At 65.5% G+C, this 14,551-nt stretch carries 17 protein-coding genes; 11 read left to right on the top strand and 6 right to left on the bottom strand.

The window, feature by feature from the left end; translation table 11 throughout:
- Positions 1 to 442: 442 nt before the first annotated feature.
- Positions 443 to 1,588, top strand: a complete 1,146-nt coding sequence (locus ACZ4UV_RS19165; RefSeq protein ID WP_467839164.1) for a DNA cytosine methyltransferase — start codon at positions 443 to 445, stop codon at positions 1,586 to 1,588.
- A 536-nt stretch (positions 1,589 to 2,124) separates the two neighbouring features.
- Here the strand turns inward: ACZ4UV_RS19165 and ACZ4UV_RS19170 are convergent.
- The 6 genes from ACZ4UV_RS19170 to ACZ4UV_RS19195 all read right to left on the bottom strand — a co-directional run bounded on the left by ACZ4UV_RS19170 (position 2,125) and on the right by ACZ4UV_RS19195 (position 7,310).
- A protein-coding gene (locus tag ACZ4UV_RS19170; RefSeq protein ID WP_467839167.1) for an IS5 family transposase occupies positions 2,125 to 2,921 on the bottom strand; the annotation gives its coding sequence in 2 pieces (ribosomal slippage) (positions 2,125 to 2,583 and positions 2,586 to 2,921; 795 coding nt in all).
- 293 nt (positions 2,922 to 3,214) lie between these two features.
- On the bottom strand, positions 3,215 to 4,027 hold the full coding sequence (locus tag ACZ4UV_RS19175; protein WP_467839170.1) for an HNH endonuclease: 813 nt from the start codon (positions 4,025 to 4,027) through the stop codon (positions 3,215 to 3,217).
- A gap of 86 nt (positions 4,028 to 4,113) precedes the next feature.
- Positions 4,114 to 5,601 (bottom strand): AAA family ATPase, encoded by a 1,488-nt coding sequence (locus ACZ4UV_RS19180; RefSeq protein WP_467839173.1) that lies wholly within the window; start codon positions 5,599 to 5,601, stop codon positions 4,114 to 4,116.
- 450 nt (positions 5,602 to 6,051) lie between these two features.
- A complete protein-coding gene (locus ACZ4UV_RS19185; protein WP_467839418.1) occupies positions 6,052 to 6,432 on the bottom strand; it encodes a hypothetical protein in 381 nt (126 codons plus the stop codon).
- Complete coding sequence (locus ACZ4UV_RS19190) at positions 6,432 to 6,857, bottom strand: ATP-binding protein (protein ID WP_467839176.1); 426 nt, start codon at positions 6,855 to 6,857, stop codon at positions 6,432 to 6,434. Before ACZ4UV_RS19190 ends, ACZ4UV_RS19185 begins: the two co-directional genes overlap by 1 nt.
- Positions 6,858 to 6,902: 45 nt before the next feature.
- Positions 6,903 to 7,310: an NUDIX hydrolase gene (locus ACZ4UV_RS19195; protein ID WP_467839419.1), complete on the bottom strand. Its 408-nt coding sequence runs from the start codon at positions 7,308 to 7,310 to the stop codon at positions 6,903 to 6,905.
- A 110-nt stretch (positions 7,311 to 7,420) separates the two neighbouring features.
- On the opposite strand from ACZ4UV_RS19195, the gene ACZ4UV_RS19200 reads away from it, so the two are divergent.
- The 10 genes from ACZ4UV_RS19200 (at position 7,421) to ACZ4UV_RS19245 (ending at position 14,492) form a co-directional block, all read left to right on the top strand.
- Positions 7,421 to 8,209: a GntR family transcriptional regulator gene (locus ACZ4UV_RS19200; protein WP_351317021.1), complete on the top strand. Its 789-nt coding sequence runs from the start codon at positions 7,421 to 7,423 to the stop codon at positions 8,207 to 8,209.
- A 169-nt stretch (positions 8,210 to 8,378) separates the two neighbouring features.
- Positions 8,379 to 8,735: an SCO3933 family regulatory protein gene (locus ACZ4UV_RS19205; protein WP_132888884.1), complete on the top strand. Its 357-nt coding sequence runs from the start codon at positions 8,379 to 8,381 to the stop codon at positions 8,733 to 8,735.
- Entirely contained in the window at positions 8,735 to 10,114 is a 1,380-nt protein-coding gene (locus ACZ4UV_RS19210) for an FtsK/SpoIIIE domain-containing protein (RefSeq protein ID WP_467839179.1), read from the top strand. The genes ACZ4UV_RS19205 and ACZ4UV_RS19210 overlap by 1 nt, the downstream gene beginning before the upstream one ends.
- Positions 10,115 to 10,180: 66 nt before the next feature.
- Positions 10,181 to 10,798, top strand: coding sequence for a DUF2637 domain-containing protein (locus tag ACZ4UV_RS19215; RefSeq protein WP_467839182.1), 618 nt, complete (start codon positions 10,181 to 10,183; stop codon positions 10,796 to 10,798).
- 17 nt (positions 10,799 to 10,815) lie between these two features.
- Positions 10,816 to 11,007, top strand: a complete 192-nt coding sequence (locus ACZ4UV_RS19220; RefSeq protein ID WP_123975881.1) for a mobile element transfer protein — start codon at positions 10,816 to 10,818, stop codon at positions 11,005 to 11,007.
- A 16-nt stretch (positions 11,008 to 11,023) separates the two neighbouring features.
- Complete coding sequence (locus ACZ4UV_RS19225; RefSeq protein WP_352090779.1) at positions 11,024 to 11,218, top strand: hypothetical protein; 195 nt, start codon at positions 11,024 to 11,026, stop codon at positions 11,216 to 11,218.
- A gap of 24 nt (positions 11,219 to 11,242) precedes the next feature.
- On the top strand, positions 11,243 to 11,491 hold the full coding sequence (locus ACZ4UV_RS19230) for a SpdD protein (RefSeq protein WP_467839185.1): 249 nt from the start codon (positions 11,243 to 11,245) through the stop codon (positions 11,489 to 11,491).
- Positions 11,492 to 11,614: 123 nt separating this feature from the next.
- The gene (locus ACZ4UV_RS19235; protein WP_467839420.1) at positions 11,615 to 12,952 is read left to right on the top strand and encodes a replication initiator; all 1,338 of its coding nucleotides are present in this window, start codon (positions 11,615 to 11,617) and stop codon (positions 12,950 to 12,952) included.
- Positions 12,928 to 13,122, top strand: a complete 195-nt coding sequence (locus tag ACZ4UV_RS19240; protein WP_467625391.1) for a helix-turn-helix transcriptional regulator — start codon at positions 12,928 to 12,930, stop codon at positions 13,120 to 13,122. The genes ACZ4UV_RS19235 and ACZ4UV_RS19240 overlap by 25 nt, the downstream gene beginning before the upstream one ends.
- Positions 13,119 to 14,492, top strand: a complete 1,374-nt coding sequence (locus tag ACZ4UV_RS19245; RefSeq protein ID WP_467839188.1) for a tyrosine-type recombinase/integrase — start codon at positions 13,119 to 13,121, stop codon at positions 14,490 to 14,492. Before ACZ4UV_RS19240 ends, ACZ4UV_RS19245 begins: the two co-directional genes overlap by 4 nt.
- Positions 14,493 to 14,551: the final 59 nt, after the last annotated feature.

The following is a 14,551-nucleotide window of genomic DNA, read 5'->3' on the forward strand; positions in this document are numbered from 1 at the left end:
TGACGGTAGATCAAATGACCTGTCTCAGACCTAGGTACGTTTGGTTCGCCAGCGCATGACTGTGTCGGGGACTTTGGGGATCCGTGATGACCGCGCCTGGTGCTGCGGTGCTCGATGGTGACTGCGAGTCGCGTTGAGGAAGCGCGGGCCGTCGACCATGTCGACGCCGTGGTAGCAGCAGTGTCGCAGCTGATGGCGGTTGACGAGCTGGCTTAAGGTGCTCGTGATGCTGACAGGTGAGGCGTAGAACCGTCGTGATCGGCACGTCAGGCGGCACTTAGGTGTCGGTCTACCGCGCGGGCTCACCCTTGATCGAGTACGATGACCGCTCGTTCCGCCGGTTCTACAAGCAAGCGCAGAGGGGGCACACGTGGGTGAGCGGCACCCCTTGCGGGCCAAGCGGCGGCCGAAGTTTGAGGAGGGTGTCGGCTCCTTGAGAGTCGTGGATCTCTTCGCCGGCTGCGGTGGCCTCACCCTCGGTATTGCCCAGGCAGCCCGCAAGCATGACGTCTCGCTTGATGTTCGTCTCGCGGTTGACTTTGAGGTAGCTCCCACGCAGGTGTTCAAAGCTAACTTTCCCAAGGCCAATGTCCAACAGGGAGCCGTCGAGTCCTACTTCGACGGCGACCTTGGAGCCCCGTTGACCGCTCAGGAGGCCGAGACACTCTCGATGGTGGGTGAGGTGGAGCTCCTGATCGGCGGGCCGCCCTGTCAGGGGCACAGTAACCTCAACAACCACACCCGCCGCGATGATCCCAAGAACCGGCTGTACCTGCGTATGGCTCGCGCCGCAGAGGTTCTGCGCCCCAGTGTAGTTGTCATCGAGAACGTGCTGGCCGTTGTTAATGACAAGCAGCAGGTGGTCTCCCGTGCCATCGTTCACCTCAAGAAGCTTGGATACGAGGTCGCCACCAGCCGTATCGACCTACTCAAGCTCGGGGTCGCCCAGACACGCAAGCGGCACATACTGCTGGCCGTCCGCGAAGACGCGCTGCCTTTCGGTTTCTCGGCTGCTGACCTGCTGCAGATCGAAGACCACAATGCCACACACCATGACCTGCGTTGGGCGATAGGCGATCTGCTCGACGTTCGACCGAAGTCATTCTTCGATGAAGCTGCCGTGCCCAATGCGGATAACCAGCGGCGTATGAAGTATCTCTTCGAGAACGACGAGCACAATCTGCCGAACGAAGAGCGCCCCAAGTGCCACCAGGGCAAGCACAATTACACCTCAATGTATGGCCGCTTGTGGTGGGACCGTCCGTCTCAGACCATTACCAGCGGCTTCGCAACGATGGGCCGCGGACGGTTTGTCCATCCTGGTGTCCCCCGATGTCTGACAGCCCACGAGGCCGCGCGCATCCAGGGCTTCCCGGACTATTTCAGGTTCGTCGACGAGAGGGCTAAGTCGCGCTACGAGCTTACGCACACCGAGGTTCAGGTCATCATCGGCAACGCCGTACCTCCGCCTCTGACTGAGGCGCTGACCTCGAAGCTCTTCGACGCTGAGGTTTTGCAGGTGAAGGACGACGCTCCCCAGTTGCTCGAGGACGACTTCGCTGCCCCTGCCGTCGACCTCGCCTGCTGAGCCCGCAACGGGCTGACTCCATCCGAGGGCACTAGAAGTAGGCGAATTGCCCGCTGACGGCCTAGTAGTTCCCTCACCAGGTTGGCGCGGCCTCTCCCGTCGTACGCTGTGCGAGCGTGGCCGAATCGTGCGTTGGCTGACAGGGAGCGTCGGCCAGGGAGGTGGACGCCCGCTTCAGGAGAGAGGCGGGTGGATCGTGCCGCTGAGCTGGTGCTTCGATACCTGGTCAGGCGGCCGAGACCCTGACCTGCAAGGCACCCTCCTTGACCGTTGCTGGCCCCTGAATCTGGCACGACAGTGGCACGAACCTCAGCCGATGACAGTCAGCCACGATGGCGGTTGCGCCGACCGACCACGCGCGCGTATGCCTCGCTGCACCCCCGCCGGCCTCAGCCACGCTACCGGCTTGTGTCGTCGACCGGAGCAAGATCTGACGGCGGATCCGTGACAACGATGTGCGAGCCCTCAGCTTGAGCAACGGCGATCATTTGAGGGCCCATTCGGGTGCTGCCTGAACGCTCGGCTAAGACGCAGTCTCATTTGGCGAGTCTGCGGTAGCAGATGAGGCTGCAGGCGATGGCGGTGAATGCCAGGAAGTGGTCGGCCTTGCGTTCGTAGCGGCGATGTAGGCGGCGGCAGCCGCCCAGCCAGGACATGGTGCGCTCGATCGTCCAGCGGTGCCGGCCCAGCCGGGTGGAGGACTCGATGCCCTTGCGAGCGATGCGGTGCCGGATGCCTCGCTTGCGGAGCCATCGGCGCAGGTGGTCGTAGTCGTAGCCCTTGTCCGCGTGCAGCTTGGCGGGCCGTCGCCTGCGCGGGCCGCGGCGGGAGCGGATCGGCGGGATGCCGCGCACGAGCGGCTCGAGTGCCTGGCTGTCGTGCAGGTTCGCGCCGGAGATCCCGATCGAGAGGGGTAAACCGGTCCGCTCGGTGATCAAGTGGATCTTCGAGCCTTTCTTTCCCCTGTCTACAAGATTCGGACCTGTCAGATCCCCCCTTTCAAGGCCCGCATGTTCACCGAGTCGATCGCGCAGCGCGACCAGTCCAGGTCTCCGCGCGAGCCCAGTTCGTCGAGGATGACGCGGTGGAGCTTCGCCCAGACCCGGGCGGCAGTCCACTCGGTGAAGCGCCGGTGCGCGGTCGGCCCCGACGGGCCGAAGACCGGCGGCAACTGCCGCCAGGTGCAGCCCGTCGTGGCCACGAAGATGATCGCCGCGAGGACCTCGCGGTCCCCGTACCGGCGCCGGCCTCCGCCCTGCGGCCGGGTCGGAGCAGGTGGCACCACCCGCTGGAACAGTTCCCACAACTCGTCCGGCACCATGCGCTCAACCATCACCACACAGTGCAGACTACCCAGCACGCCAAATGAGACGGCGTCTAAGGAGTGGCTTAGTCGGGCGGGACGCGTTCCCTACGGTTCACCGATGCTCCCCGCTTGATCTGGTGCGCTTGTGGTGTGATCGAGCAGTAGCCCACCATGTGCGCCCGAAATTGGTGAGCGTTCGGGGCGCGGTTGTCGGAACGGTGGGGTCATGAGTTGTTGGCAGCTCTCGGCGGAAGCGTGGCAGCGCTGCTCGTTTGGGAGTTACCTGTGTTCGCGCTCCTCTTCTGCCGGTTTGCAACTGCTCAACCGGCCGCAACCAGACGGAATCCTCCGTCGCAATACCAGTCGTTGATTGCAAGTCCTTCGTATAGAGCGACCATCCAGGTGTTATTACGCAGCCGTCTTCGCGATCGAGCCATGGATTCGAGCCACAATCGAACATCCGCGTACCCGCCAGCCTCGAAGGCTTCTTCCAATGCGAGCTCTATACTTGTCACTTCGTCGGCGGCTTGATCTTCATATAGGTCGGCCAGATTGAACATAGTGAAGTGATGCCTGACCCGTTCCGTGAGCCCGGCATCCCATTCACGAGGAGCGCCCACATAAAAATCAAAATGCCAACTAGTCGGCATATCTCCTGGCAGTGCCGTGTATTCCTGGCCGGAACTGGAAATGGTTACCAACCTAGCACGGAGCCATCGCTGGTCATCAACGTTATCGAAGTATGGATGCAAGGTCTGTTCGCCGTAAGACCTCGGATATTTTTCACCTTTTGCGAAGTTGCAGTCCGCACAGATCGGTACGAGGTTAACGGGCACAACGGAAAGAAACGGAAACTTCGATTTTGGTAGATGGTGGTCGACCTGCTTCACGCGCCCGACACCGCAGAGCGGACACTTAGTGCGGCGGTTTCGAACCTCCTCGTATATTGGGCGGCCTGGATGCTCAGCATCCATCCGCCGCTCATACATATCGATCAAGGCATCCTTGTCCTTGATGTGCGCCTGATCGGGGCTAAAATCCGCTGGATTCAATTGATGCAGCGATGGCGCCTTACAGGCCATCTCGAAATTTTGGGCAGCCGTAACAACATCGTCCTCATAGCTTGTCAGCAAAGTCAGATTCCGTCTGCTGATAGCCGAACTGATACACAATCGGAAAGCTTCCCGTGTGCTCATTGTGGGGAGGTCGAGATTCCACATCAGCCCACTCGCCCCCACCTGCGGCGCGTCGCAGCACGAGCTAGCGCTCTCCCCTCTGCTCCTAGTTGGTCATCGAATTCTTCGAGAATCTCATCGAATGTCTTGCCTTGGTCGGCTAGGTCCTGGATCAACTGATTGAAACCGGTGCGCCTTACTTCTAGACCAAAAATTTCCCTGGTAATTACGCCAACGTTTTCGCCGAACGTCTCGACGTCCGGGTGATCGGCTCGCAGGTCGTCACCCACTCTCCGGAGCGCCCACACTGCCTCGCGCGGCGTCTCCTGAAGTACTACCGGTGAGTGCGTAGCGACGATCGCGATGCCATTTCGATCCATCAGCAACTCAGATAGAACACGGATGAAGGTAGACAGCAAGGGTGGATGAAGGTGCCCTTCAGGCTCATCAACCAAAACTAGGGTTCGCTCAGTGGTGTGGAGTACGAGATGAACCAAGGTAAGTAGCACGATCGCGTGACCAGAGCTGAAGGAACGGAACAGCAATTCTGCGTCCGAGCGATCATTCATGGACTTTAGTCGCGAAATTTCGAGGTCTCGGAAAAGCGCATCGGTATCTTCAAGTCGCTCCAAGACGGCGCCCCACCGCCGCGCAGTTGCCCGGTTTGTTTCACTGCACTTTTCGGCGATTTCTGCGAACTCGACTGCTAGAGTCTGGTGATCCTTTTGGCCTTCTTCTGTCTTCAAACCCACATACTGATATTCTACGTAACTGTTGTTCGGCACGTGGGGCTTATGAGAGTCGAAAGCACTAAAGGAGACGTAGACGACATTGTTGAACGGATGTGCGCGGTGTTCAGCCCGGTCCTCGAGGTAGCCGCCTTTCAGGCTACCCCTGCGGGAAAGGGTGACGGCGGCGATCCTGTGAAGCAGACGCGTCTTGCCGACTCCGTTACTCCCAATAAGTGAATGGATGTTGCTTGGTGGTTTCTTTTCAGGATCGACCTTCAAGTCAAGCTTTAGTTCTGGGCGATTCTCCGCAGCAGATTCTTGACGGTAGCGAATGTGGAATTTTGATCGAGTAGGGCCGCCGGTGGCGATTCGATGAAACTGTTGGCGGACGGTGTCAGGATCGGTCCCTCGCAGTAGGGAATCTTTCATCACGCGTTCATTCTTTACCCGCTCAAACAATGACAAATCATAGGCGGAGTCACGTAGGGAGTGAAAAATCCTCAGCCGCGTCCCTTCGTCAAATTCGTCGCGCAGGCTAGCGTAATAGCTCTCATCTACTCCCAAGGAGAAGTAGGAATCTCCCAAAGAGGGAAATTGCTCGAGGAGTTCGACATGTCCGCCACTGATGCCACGGTAGGCGATCTTAACCGGGCCGACGTGTACGTTATGAATCCCGTTATGGCAATATAGGTCGAAGGTCGTCTTGAAACCGTAGTCATCCCAGGTATCGGTCAAGAGCACCGCTTGATTCGGTTTCACCTTCGCTGCGAGCGCGCGGGACGATGTCACAGTAAACAGCACCTGGCCACAATAGTGCGGACATAGCGGCCAGGGGGCGCTGATTGGCAACTTCCCTCAACCTGCGACGGTCGCCAGTACCGGCATCACGCCTTCGTCGAAGCTGTCTTCAGGCGCTGGCTCAGTGCCTCCCCTTCGTGGCTAGGGGAGGGTGGGCAGCTTCGCCCGGCGATGAGCCGACAGTGGAGGGGCGGCGCGTGTACCGGAGTGCGCTTCTGCGATGAGGCGCAGGTCACAGGGTGCTCCCACAGACTAGCGAGCTGCGGCACGTGAGCGACCGCCCCAGCCACGACGTACCTCTTCTCTGACGTCAGGTGGCCGATTGCTGTGCGCGCGGCACGGGCGCCGGCCGGGCTGGAGCGGGACGGAGGCAGGAGCGCAGGCCCGGCCGGGGGCCGGGCCGCGCGCGGGGAGCGGAGCGAGCCGCCTTGAATCAGTAGAGAAAGTTGTAACTCACTCGGGCCGGTGGGGCTTGAAAGCGTATGCACAGACTGGGAGTTCGGCGCCTTGGCGGTGTGTCAGCGGTAGGAAGATGACTGGCCGGATCGTCCATGTGATGCGGGTGCTGACCTGGGTGACTGACACCGTGCAGGGCTCTAAGCGCAGCAGGGCTCGTCGTGTCTCGGCTCGACCGTCGTGGAGCCAGGCCCAGACTTCGTCCGAGGCGTCCGGGTCGAGGGCCGGTGAGATGGTGCGGAGTGCGATGGCGACCCATCTGTCTGCCTGGGGTGCGGAGTAGGCGTCGAAGGATGCCCGGAGTGCCGGCCACTGCACCCCGTCGGTGAGGTCCTCGGTCCAGCACTCGCACCAGAAGCCCCGCCGGGGCTTGTCCATCAGCACGGGTGGCCTCCTCGCTGGGCGTTCACGAAGAGTTCCGCGGTGACGGTGTAGCCGCCGTTGGCGCCCTGGACGACGACCCTGTGGGCGAGGGCGCTGACCATGCCTAGGCCTCGGCCGTGCTCCGCCTCCTGGTCCTGGTGCTCGACCTTCGGGGCGCCTCCTCCGCCGTCGTCCGTGACCGACAGCGCGATCACCAGGGGTGCCACTGCGAGGGCCAGATGGAAGCTTCCGCGTTCCCCGCCGCTGCTCGTGTGCAGGAGTGCGTTCGTGCTCAGCTCGCTCACGATCAGGGCTGCGTCGTCTGCCAGGGGCGATCCGCGCAGGATGTCTCTCGTCCAGCGGCGGGCCCGGCTGACCTCTTCGGGAAATCCTGGGCAAGTCAGTCCCCAGACTCGGACTCGACTCGTATACTCGTGCATACAAGTTCCTTCATGCTGGTAGGCCGCATGTGCAGCGGGTTCGGGCTAGACGAGTTTCACGCCGTCGTGGGCGCGGACGGCCGGCGGGGTCATCGCGTCAAGTGCGTCCAGGACGCGGATCGCGTACGCCTCGTCGGCAAGCTCGGTGACTTCTTCGCGGGTGGCCCAGCGCAGGGCGCGGGTCTCGTCGCCGGTCGTGGGCGTGCCGTCGGCGGCCCGGCAGCGGAAGACCAGGGAGACGATCAGGCCCGTCATGTTCTTGTAGACGCCGGTCAGGGTCGCCGGAAGGACGATCTTGATGCCGGTCTCTTCGAGTACTTCGCGTTGCAGGGCCTCGGGGATGGTCTCCTCGCGTTCGAGGACACCGCCCGGCGGCTCCCACTTGCCGTTGTCACGGCGCTGGATCAGAAGGGCACGGCCCTGGGTGTCGACGACGACCCCGGCGACGCTCACGGAGTGCGGGCGTTCTGTGCTCACGTTCCTCGGCCCTCCCGGATGGCTAGGCTCTCCACCGTAGCAACTTCACTCGCCCACTCGTCTAGATACCTAAAGGAGTACACACAGTGAGCCCTCTTTCTTCGGGCCTCCTCGGCGATCTCGACCCCACGAGCGATCGTGCGGTCTTCCGGCAGATCGCCGACCAGCTGCGCGAGGCGATCGACCGCGGGCGATTCCGCGAGGGTGAGAAACTGCCCTCCGAAGCGGAGCTGGTCGAACATTACGGGGTCTCCCGGATGACCGTCCGCAACTCCTTCTCCGTCCTCACGGGTGAGGGCCTGGTCCACGCCGAACACGGCAAGGGCGTCTTCGTCCGCCCCCGGCCGCCCGTGCGGCGTCTCGCCTCCGACCGGTTCGCCCGGCGCCACCGCGAGCAGGGCAAGTCCGCGTTCATCGTGGAAGCCGACGCCGCCGGCAGTCACCCGCAGGTCGACAGCCTTGAGGTCAAAGAAGAGAAGGCCAGCCAGGACGTCTCCACCCGGCTCGGCTCCGTGCGCCGCGTACTGGCCCGGCGCCGTCGGTATCTGCTGGACGGGCGGCCGGTGGAGTTCGCGACCTCCTACCTCCCCCTCGATATCGCCCGCGGCACCCAGATTGCCGAACCCAACCCCGGCCCCGGCGGCATCTACGCCCGTCTGGAAGAGCTGGGCCACCGCCTGGACCACTTTGAGGAAGAGATTCGCGCTCGGATGCCCTCGCCTTCCGAGGTCAAGACGCTCCACCTCGCGGCCGGCGTGCCCGTGATCCACTTGGTGAGGACCGCCTTCGACACCGAGGGACGGGCGGTCGAGGTGTGCGACACGGTCATGGCGGCGGACGCCTACGTGCTGTCGTACCAACTTCCTGCGACCTGATCGTCATGGTTTGCGGTGGTGCGCGAGGGACGCCCCTCAACTCGTACACCCCGACACGCCCACTCGTATAGACGAGTGGGCAAGTTGTGTGGCAGGGTGATCGTCGTGAGCCCGGGAGATCGGGTTCACGGATCGCTACATGTATAGACGAGTAGATAGGAAGTGTTTCGTGCGCACCATCCGTGTGGAGACCACCGCCGCCACGATCCTGCTGACCGAGGCCCCCGAGCCGAAGGTCCGCGACCGCCAGACCGGCGAGATCGCCAAGGACGCCGTGAGCGGGGAGGCGCTGATGACCATCGGCGTCGTCTACATCGAGGACGGAGAGTCCTCGCTCATCAAGGTCACCGTCCCCGAGGGCGGTGTCTCCGAGGGGCTCGTCCTGGGCTCGCCCGTCTCACTGCCGGGGCTCATCGCCCGGCCGTGGGAGTCCGTGTTCAACGGCCAGCAGCGCCACGGCATCGCCTACCGCGCCGCCGCCGTCACCCCGGCCGCCTTCCCGGCCAGCACCGGGGCTGCCGCCTGATGACCGACCTGACGACACTCCTGGAGGTGGGTGGCCCCCTCGCCGCACTCGGCGGCGGGGCCGCCTACACCCAGGCCAAGCATCCGGCGGTTTACTGGTCCGCGATTGGCGGCCCGATGTCCACAGTCCGCCTGCTCAGCTCGTACGCTTCCGTCATGGAAGCCTGCGGCCTGACCGTGGCGCCCTCTCGGCTGCGGGTCCTCGCCGTCAAGGCCACCACCCGGCGGGAGATCCGGTCGGTCCCGCCCCGCCGGGGCATCCTCCGTCCCACCTCGACCGGCTTAAGGCTCCGCCTCCGGCTCGCACCCGGGCAGGAACCCGCCGACGTCGCTGCCTCGGCCGAACGCCTGCGACACGCCTGGGGCGTCCACGCCGTCTACGTCACCACCGTCAAACCGGGCGTCGTCGAACTGCGGCTCGTCGGCTACGACGTCCTGCGCCGCGTCCGGATGCCCCGCAAGACCGGCGGCGGCTTTCTCAGGGTGCCGGTGGCGCTGCGCGAGGACGCCATGCCCTTCGTCCGCGACTACCGCACGGTGCCTCATCAACTCACCCTCGGTGCAACCCTGTCCGGCAAGTCCATGTACCTGCGGCACCTCATCTCCGGGCTCGCCCGGCAAGAGGACGTCGCGCTCGTCGGCATCGACTGCAAGCGGGGCGTCGAACTGGCGCCCTTCGCCGCCCGTCTCTCCGCCCTCGCCACCGACCCGGACGAAGCCGCTGAGCTGCTGCCCGTCCTGGTCAGGGAAATGGAGGATCGATACGACCTGATCAAGGCCCGCCAGGGCATCGCCCCGGACACCCCCGACGAGGAGATCACTTCCGACATCTGGGGCCTGCCTGACGGCCAACGTCCCACTCCCGTCGTCTTGTTCATCGATGAGGTGGCCGAACTCTTCCTCACCGCCACCCGCAAGGACGAAGACCGCCGCGACGAGATGGTCACCCAGCTCATCCGTCTCGCCCAGCTCGGCCGTGCCGCCGGCATCTACCTCGAAGTCTGCGGCCAGCGCTTCGGCGCCGAACTCGGCAAGGGCGCCACCATGCTCCGCGCCCAGCTCACCGGCCGCGTCTGCCACCGCGTCAACGACGAAGCCTCCGCCAAGATGGCCCTCGGTGACATCGCTCCCGAAGCCGTCTATGCCGCCTGCTCCATCGCTCCCGAGACGCCCGGCCTCGCCGTCGCGGGCGACACCTCCGGCGGCTGGTCCCGCATCCGCACGCCCTACCTCTCCCTCGCCGACGCTGCCGCCATCTGCCAGGACACAGCAGACCTGGTCCCCGACGTCTCCGCCCTCAAGCCCTTCCGGCCCGACGTCCCCGTACGACCGCACACCACGCCGGGCCCGGTCGTACAGCCGCATCCCGTCACCGACTGACCCCCTCCCGGCCTCTTCGCGCCGCGTCCCTACCCCTCCATGCCCGAAACCGGAAGGAGCCGCATCATGCGCGCCCAGCTTGCCCGCGTCGACGCGGTGCTCGTCCAGGCGCTCATCGCCGCCGCGCTGTCCTTCGCCCACCTCCACGACGTCGCCTCAGCGGCCGGCCAGGACGGATGGAAAGCCTGGGCCTACCCCATCTCCGTCGACCTGCTGCTCGTCGCCGCCTGGCGTCGACTCCGCACCGGCACCACCAAAGCCGCCGCCTGGTGCTGGTTCGTCATCGCCCTCGTCGCATCCCTCGGCGCGAACATCGCCACCGCCGGCCTCCTCGACCTCGGCAACGTCCCGGCCTGGCTCCGGATCCTCGTCGCCGGATGGCCCGCCGTCGCCTTCCTCGGCGGCACCCTCCTCGCCCACACGACACCAAAAGCACAGGTCTCCGAAGTCGTCACGGACGGCCAGGAGCAAGAGGCCGAACCGACTCCCGAGGTGTTGGTCGAAGAACAGCCACCCCCACCCCCACCCCCGAGCATCCCGGTCCCGGCCGCCCTCGTCGCGCACGCCCGCAAGGTCGCCACCGAGCACCACACCCGCACCGGCACCCCCATCGACACCCCGACCCTCCGCGCCCGCCTCGGCGTACCGGCCCCCATGGCCGAAGCCATCGCCGCCCAGCTCTGAAAGGAGAACCAGGACCCATGACCGCCAACCGCCGCTTCCGCAACGTCACCCGCATCGGCCCCGTCCAGGTCGGCACCGCCTACGACGACCGGGGCCGCGAGAAGCACACCGCCGCCTGCACCGCGCCGCGCTGCGGCTTCTCCGCCGACTACGACAGCCGCGCCGCCGCCGAACTCGCCGCCCGCACCCACCGCTGCCCCGTCCGCTGAAAGGACCCCGCACCTCGTGACCCTCAACCTCCCGCTCGTCGTCGTCCTCGGCTTCTTCGCCTGGGCAGCGATCAAGTACCTCGGCGTCCGCACCTGGATCGTCGTCTTGGTCGCCCTCTTCGGCTTCTGGCTCTCCCACACCTTCCTCGCCCCCGCCATCGAATCCGGCACGCGCAGCGGCGTGACCGTCATAAACGGCTCACATGCCTAGACGAGTAGATAAGGAGATCCGGCCGTGTTCCTGCCCAAGTACCCCGACAGCCCCACCCCGCCGCCCGCACACACCCACACCCCGATCGACCCGGCCCCCGTGCGGCGTTCCGCGCTTCCGGCCATCTCCGTCAGCACCGGCGCCGTCGTCGCCGTGCTCACGGGCGGCGTGGTCCTCACCGCGCTCCTGACCGCCGTCGCCGTGTCGGCCATCTCCGTGGCCATCGCCGCCGTGGTCCTGCGCTCCCTGCTGCGCGAACACAACCGGCGCTGATCCACACCGACCCCTGGGGCGGCCACGACACCGCCAAGCATCCGGCCGCCCCGGGGCCCGTCACCCCCTGACCGAGCCAGCCAGAAGGAGCCAGCCATCTTCACCCGCACCACCCCGCCCCCGCTGCGCGAACTCACCAACCTCGCCGCAGGCGGCACCCTGCCCGGTATCCTCCGCCAACTCTCCGGCCTCGGCGGCTGCACGAACCCCATCCGCCTCGACGGCCACCGCACCGAATACGACCTCGACGCCACGACGGGCGAGATCGGCCGCATCCTCCAGCACCTCGACTCCACCGGCCTGCCCGCCGGCCAACTCCTCGTCCGCTGCAACAACCGCCGCACCACCCGCTGCGCGGCCTGCGCCGAGGTCTACCGCCGCGACACCTTCCACCTGATCACCACCGGACTGCGGGGCGGCAAGGGCACCCCTGAACACGTCGCCACCCACCCCCGCGTCTTCGCCACCTTCACCGCCCCCGGCTTCGGCCCCGTCCACAACCGCCGCACCGACGGCCGCGTCTGCCGCTGCGGTACCCACCACGACCAGGACGACGATGCCCTGGGCACTCCGCTCGACCCGGACACCTACGACTACGAAGCGGCCGTGCTCTGGAACGCCCACGTGGGTCTTCTGTGGCGGCGCTTCTCGATCTACCTCCGCCGGGAGGTCGCCAAGCGCGCGGGCCTCTCGCAGCGACGTCTACGCGACCACGCCCGCGTCTCCTTCGCCAAGGTCGCCGAGTACCAGAAGCGCGGTGCCGTCCACTTCCACGCCGTCATCCGCCTCGACGGCCCTAATGGAGGTGACACCCCGCCCCCGCCCTGGGCCACCGCAGAACTCCTCACCGACGCCATCCAAACGGCCGCCGCAAAGGTCCGTGTCGACGGCCCGACCCTCGACGGCCGCACGCACGCCTTCGCCTTCGGCCGCCAACTCGACGTCCGCACCATCCGCTCCGCCGACTTCAACGACGGCCAGGAACTCACGGAACGTGCCGTCGCTGCCTACATCGCCAAGTACGCCACCAAGGGAGCCGAGACAGCCACGGGAGCTCTCGACCGGCCGTTGAAGTTCGCCGCCGAACTCGCCCAGCTCGACATCAGCGACCACGCCCGCCGCCTCATCCGGACCGCCTGGACCCTCGGCGCCCGCAAGAGCCTCGAACACCTCCGCCTGCGCGCCTGGGCCCACATGCTCGGCTTCCGCGGCCACTTCTCCACCAAATCCCGCCGCTACTCCACCACCCTCGGCGCTCTCCGCGACGCCCGCGCCGAATGGCGCCGAGCCCAAGCCGCTGCCTCACAGCCCGAGCGTGAATCCGAGACGACGTACGTACTCGCCCACTGGGTCTTCGCTGGCGTCGGCCTCTCGGCTGCCGAAGCCTGGCTGTCCGCATCCCTCGAACCCGCCCCCGGAACGGAAGGTGAACCGACATGGACGCCCGTCGCGACGAGCTGATGACCGTTCGCCAGGTCCTGGACGAGCTGGGCGGCGTCTCTCGCCGCACCTTCTACCGCTGGCGGGAGCTGGGATACGGGCCGACCGCTTTCAAGCTGCCCAACGGAGAGCTCCGGGTATGGCGGAGCGACTTCACCACGTGGCTGCGGCAGCTGGAGGCAGCGGCGTGAAGTCTCTTGATGTGAAGGTCTGGGGTGTCCGAAAGCGGGACACCAAAACGCCTTCGTACGGCGTCCGCTGGTCCGTGGCCGGCAACGTCTTCTCCGAGTCCTTCCGAACCAAGGCGCTCGCGGACCACTACCGCACGAAACTGATGCGGGCGATGCGCGACGGCGAAGAGTTCGACACGGAGTCGGGCCTTCCGGCCTCGATGGAAGAGAAGAAGTCGGCCGTGTCGTGGTACGACTTCGCCCTCAAATACCTCGCCATGAAGTGGCCACACGCCGCCCCCAATACACGGGACGGCATCAATGAATCGCTCACCAGCGTGACGATGGAACTCCTCGACGACCGCGCCGGACGTCCGTCCCATGAGGCGATCCGCAAGGCGCTCCGCAACTGGGCCTTCGTCTTGCCGGGGCCCGACGATCGGGAAGTCCCGGACGACGTGCGGAACGTTCTCCACTGGGTGTCCAAGGCGTCTCGGCCACTCGCCGATCTCGCTGAACCCGCTACGGCCCGTGCAGTGCTGGACTCGCTGAAACTCAAGCTCGACGGCACGGCCGCGGCGGCCGAGACCGTGCGGCGTAAGCGGCGGACTCTCGTCAACGCTGCCAACTACGCGGTCGACCTGGGGGAGCTGCGTGAGAACCCGATCACGGCTGTTCGCTGGCAGAAGCCGAAGGTCTCCAACCAGGTTGACCCTCGCGTTGTCGCGAACCCTGAGCAGGCTCGGAATCTCCTGGCGGCCGTCTCCTACGTGGGTGGCTACCGGCGGGCCCGTGGCCGACGTCTGGTGGGTCTCTTCGCCGCCATGTACTTCGGCGGTCTCCGACCTGCTGAAGCGGTCGGCCTCGTCGAGACGGACCTGAGCCTCCCCGAACAGGGTTGGGGCTCGGTGCTGCTCCACCGGACTCGTCCGTCTGTTGGCAAGCAGTGGACCGACTCGGGGGAGACCCACGACGACCGCGGACTGAAGAACCGACCGACTGAGGACGTCAGGCGGGTGCCCATTCCACCCCACCTCGTCGCCGTCATCCGCGAGCATCTCGCCACCTTCGGCACTGCCGACGACGGGCGGTTGTTCTTCAGCGAGAAGGGGGCGGTCGTCCCTTCCTCGACGTACTACCGCGTCTGGCAGGAAGCGCGGCTCCTTGCACTGCCGCCAGCCGTCGCGGCTTCGCCTCTCGCCAGCCGGCCATACGACCTCCGCCACTCAGCGCTCTCGACGTGGCTCAACGCCGGCGTCGACCCGACCGAGGTGGCCGAGCGTGCCGGAAACAGCGTTGAGGTCCTGCTGACCCGGTATGCAAAGTGTCTCGACGGACGGCAGGACGTTGCCAACCGGCGTATTGAGGACCTGCTTCGCGAGTACGAATGACGGCACCTGACCGTGCCCAAGGCCTCTGGGGTGACACCCAGGGGCCTTCGCGTTTGCCC

Source organism: Streptomyces sp. NPDC028289 (genome assembly GCF_055565975.1).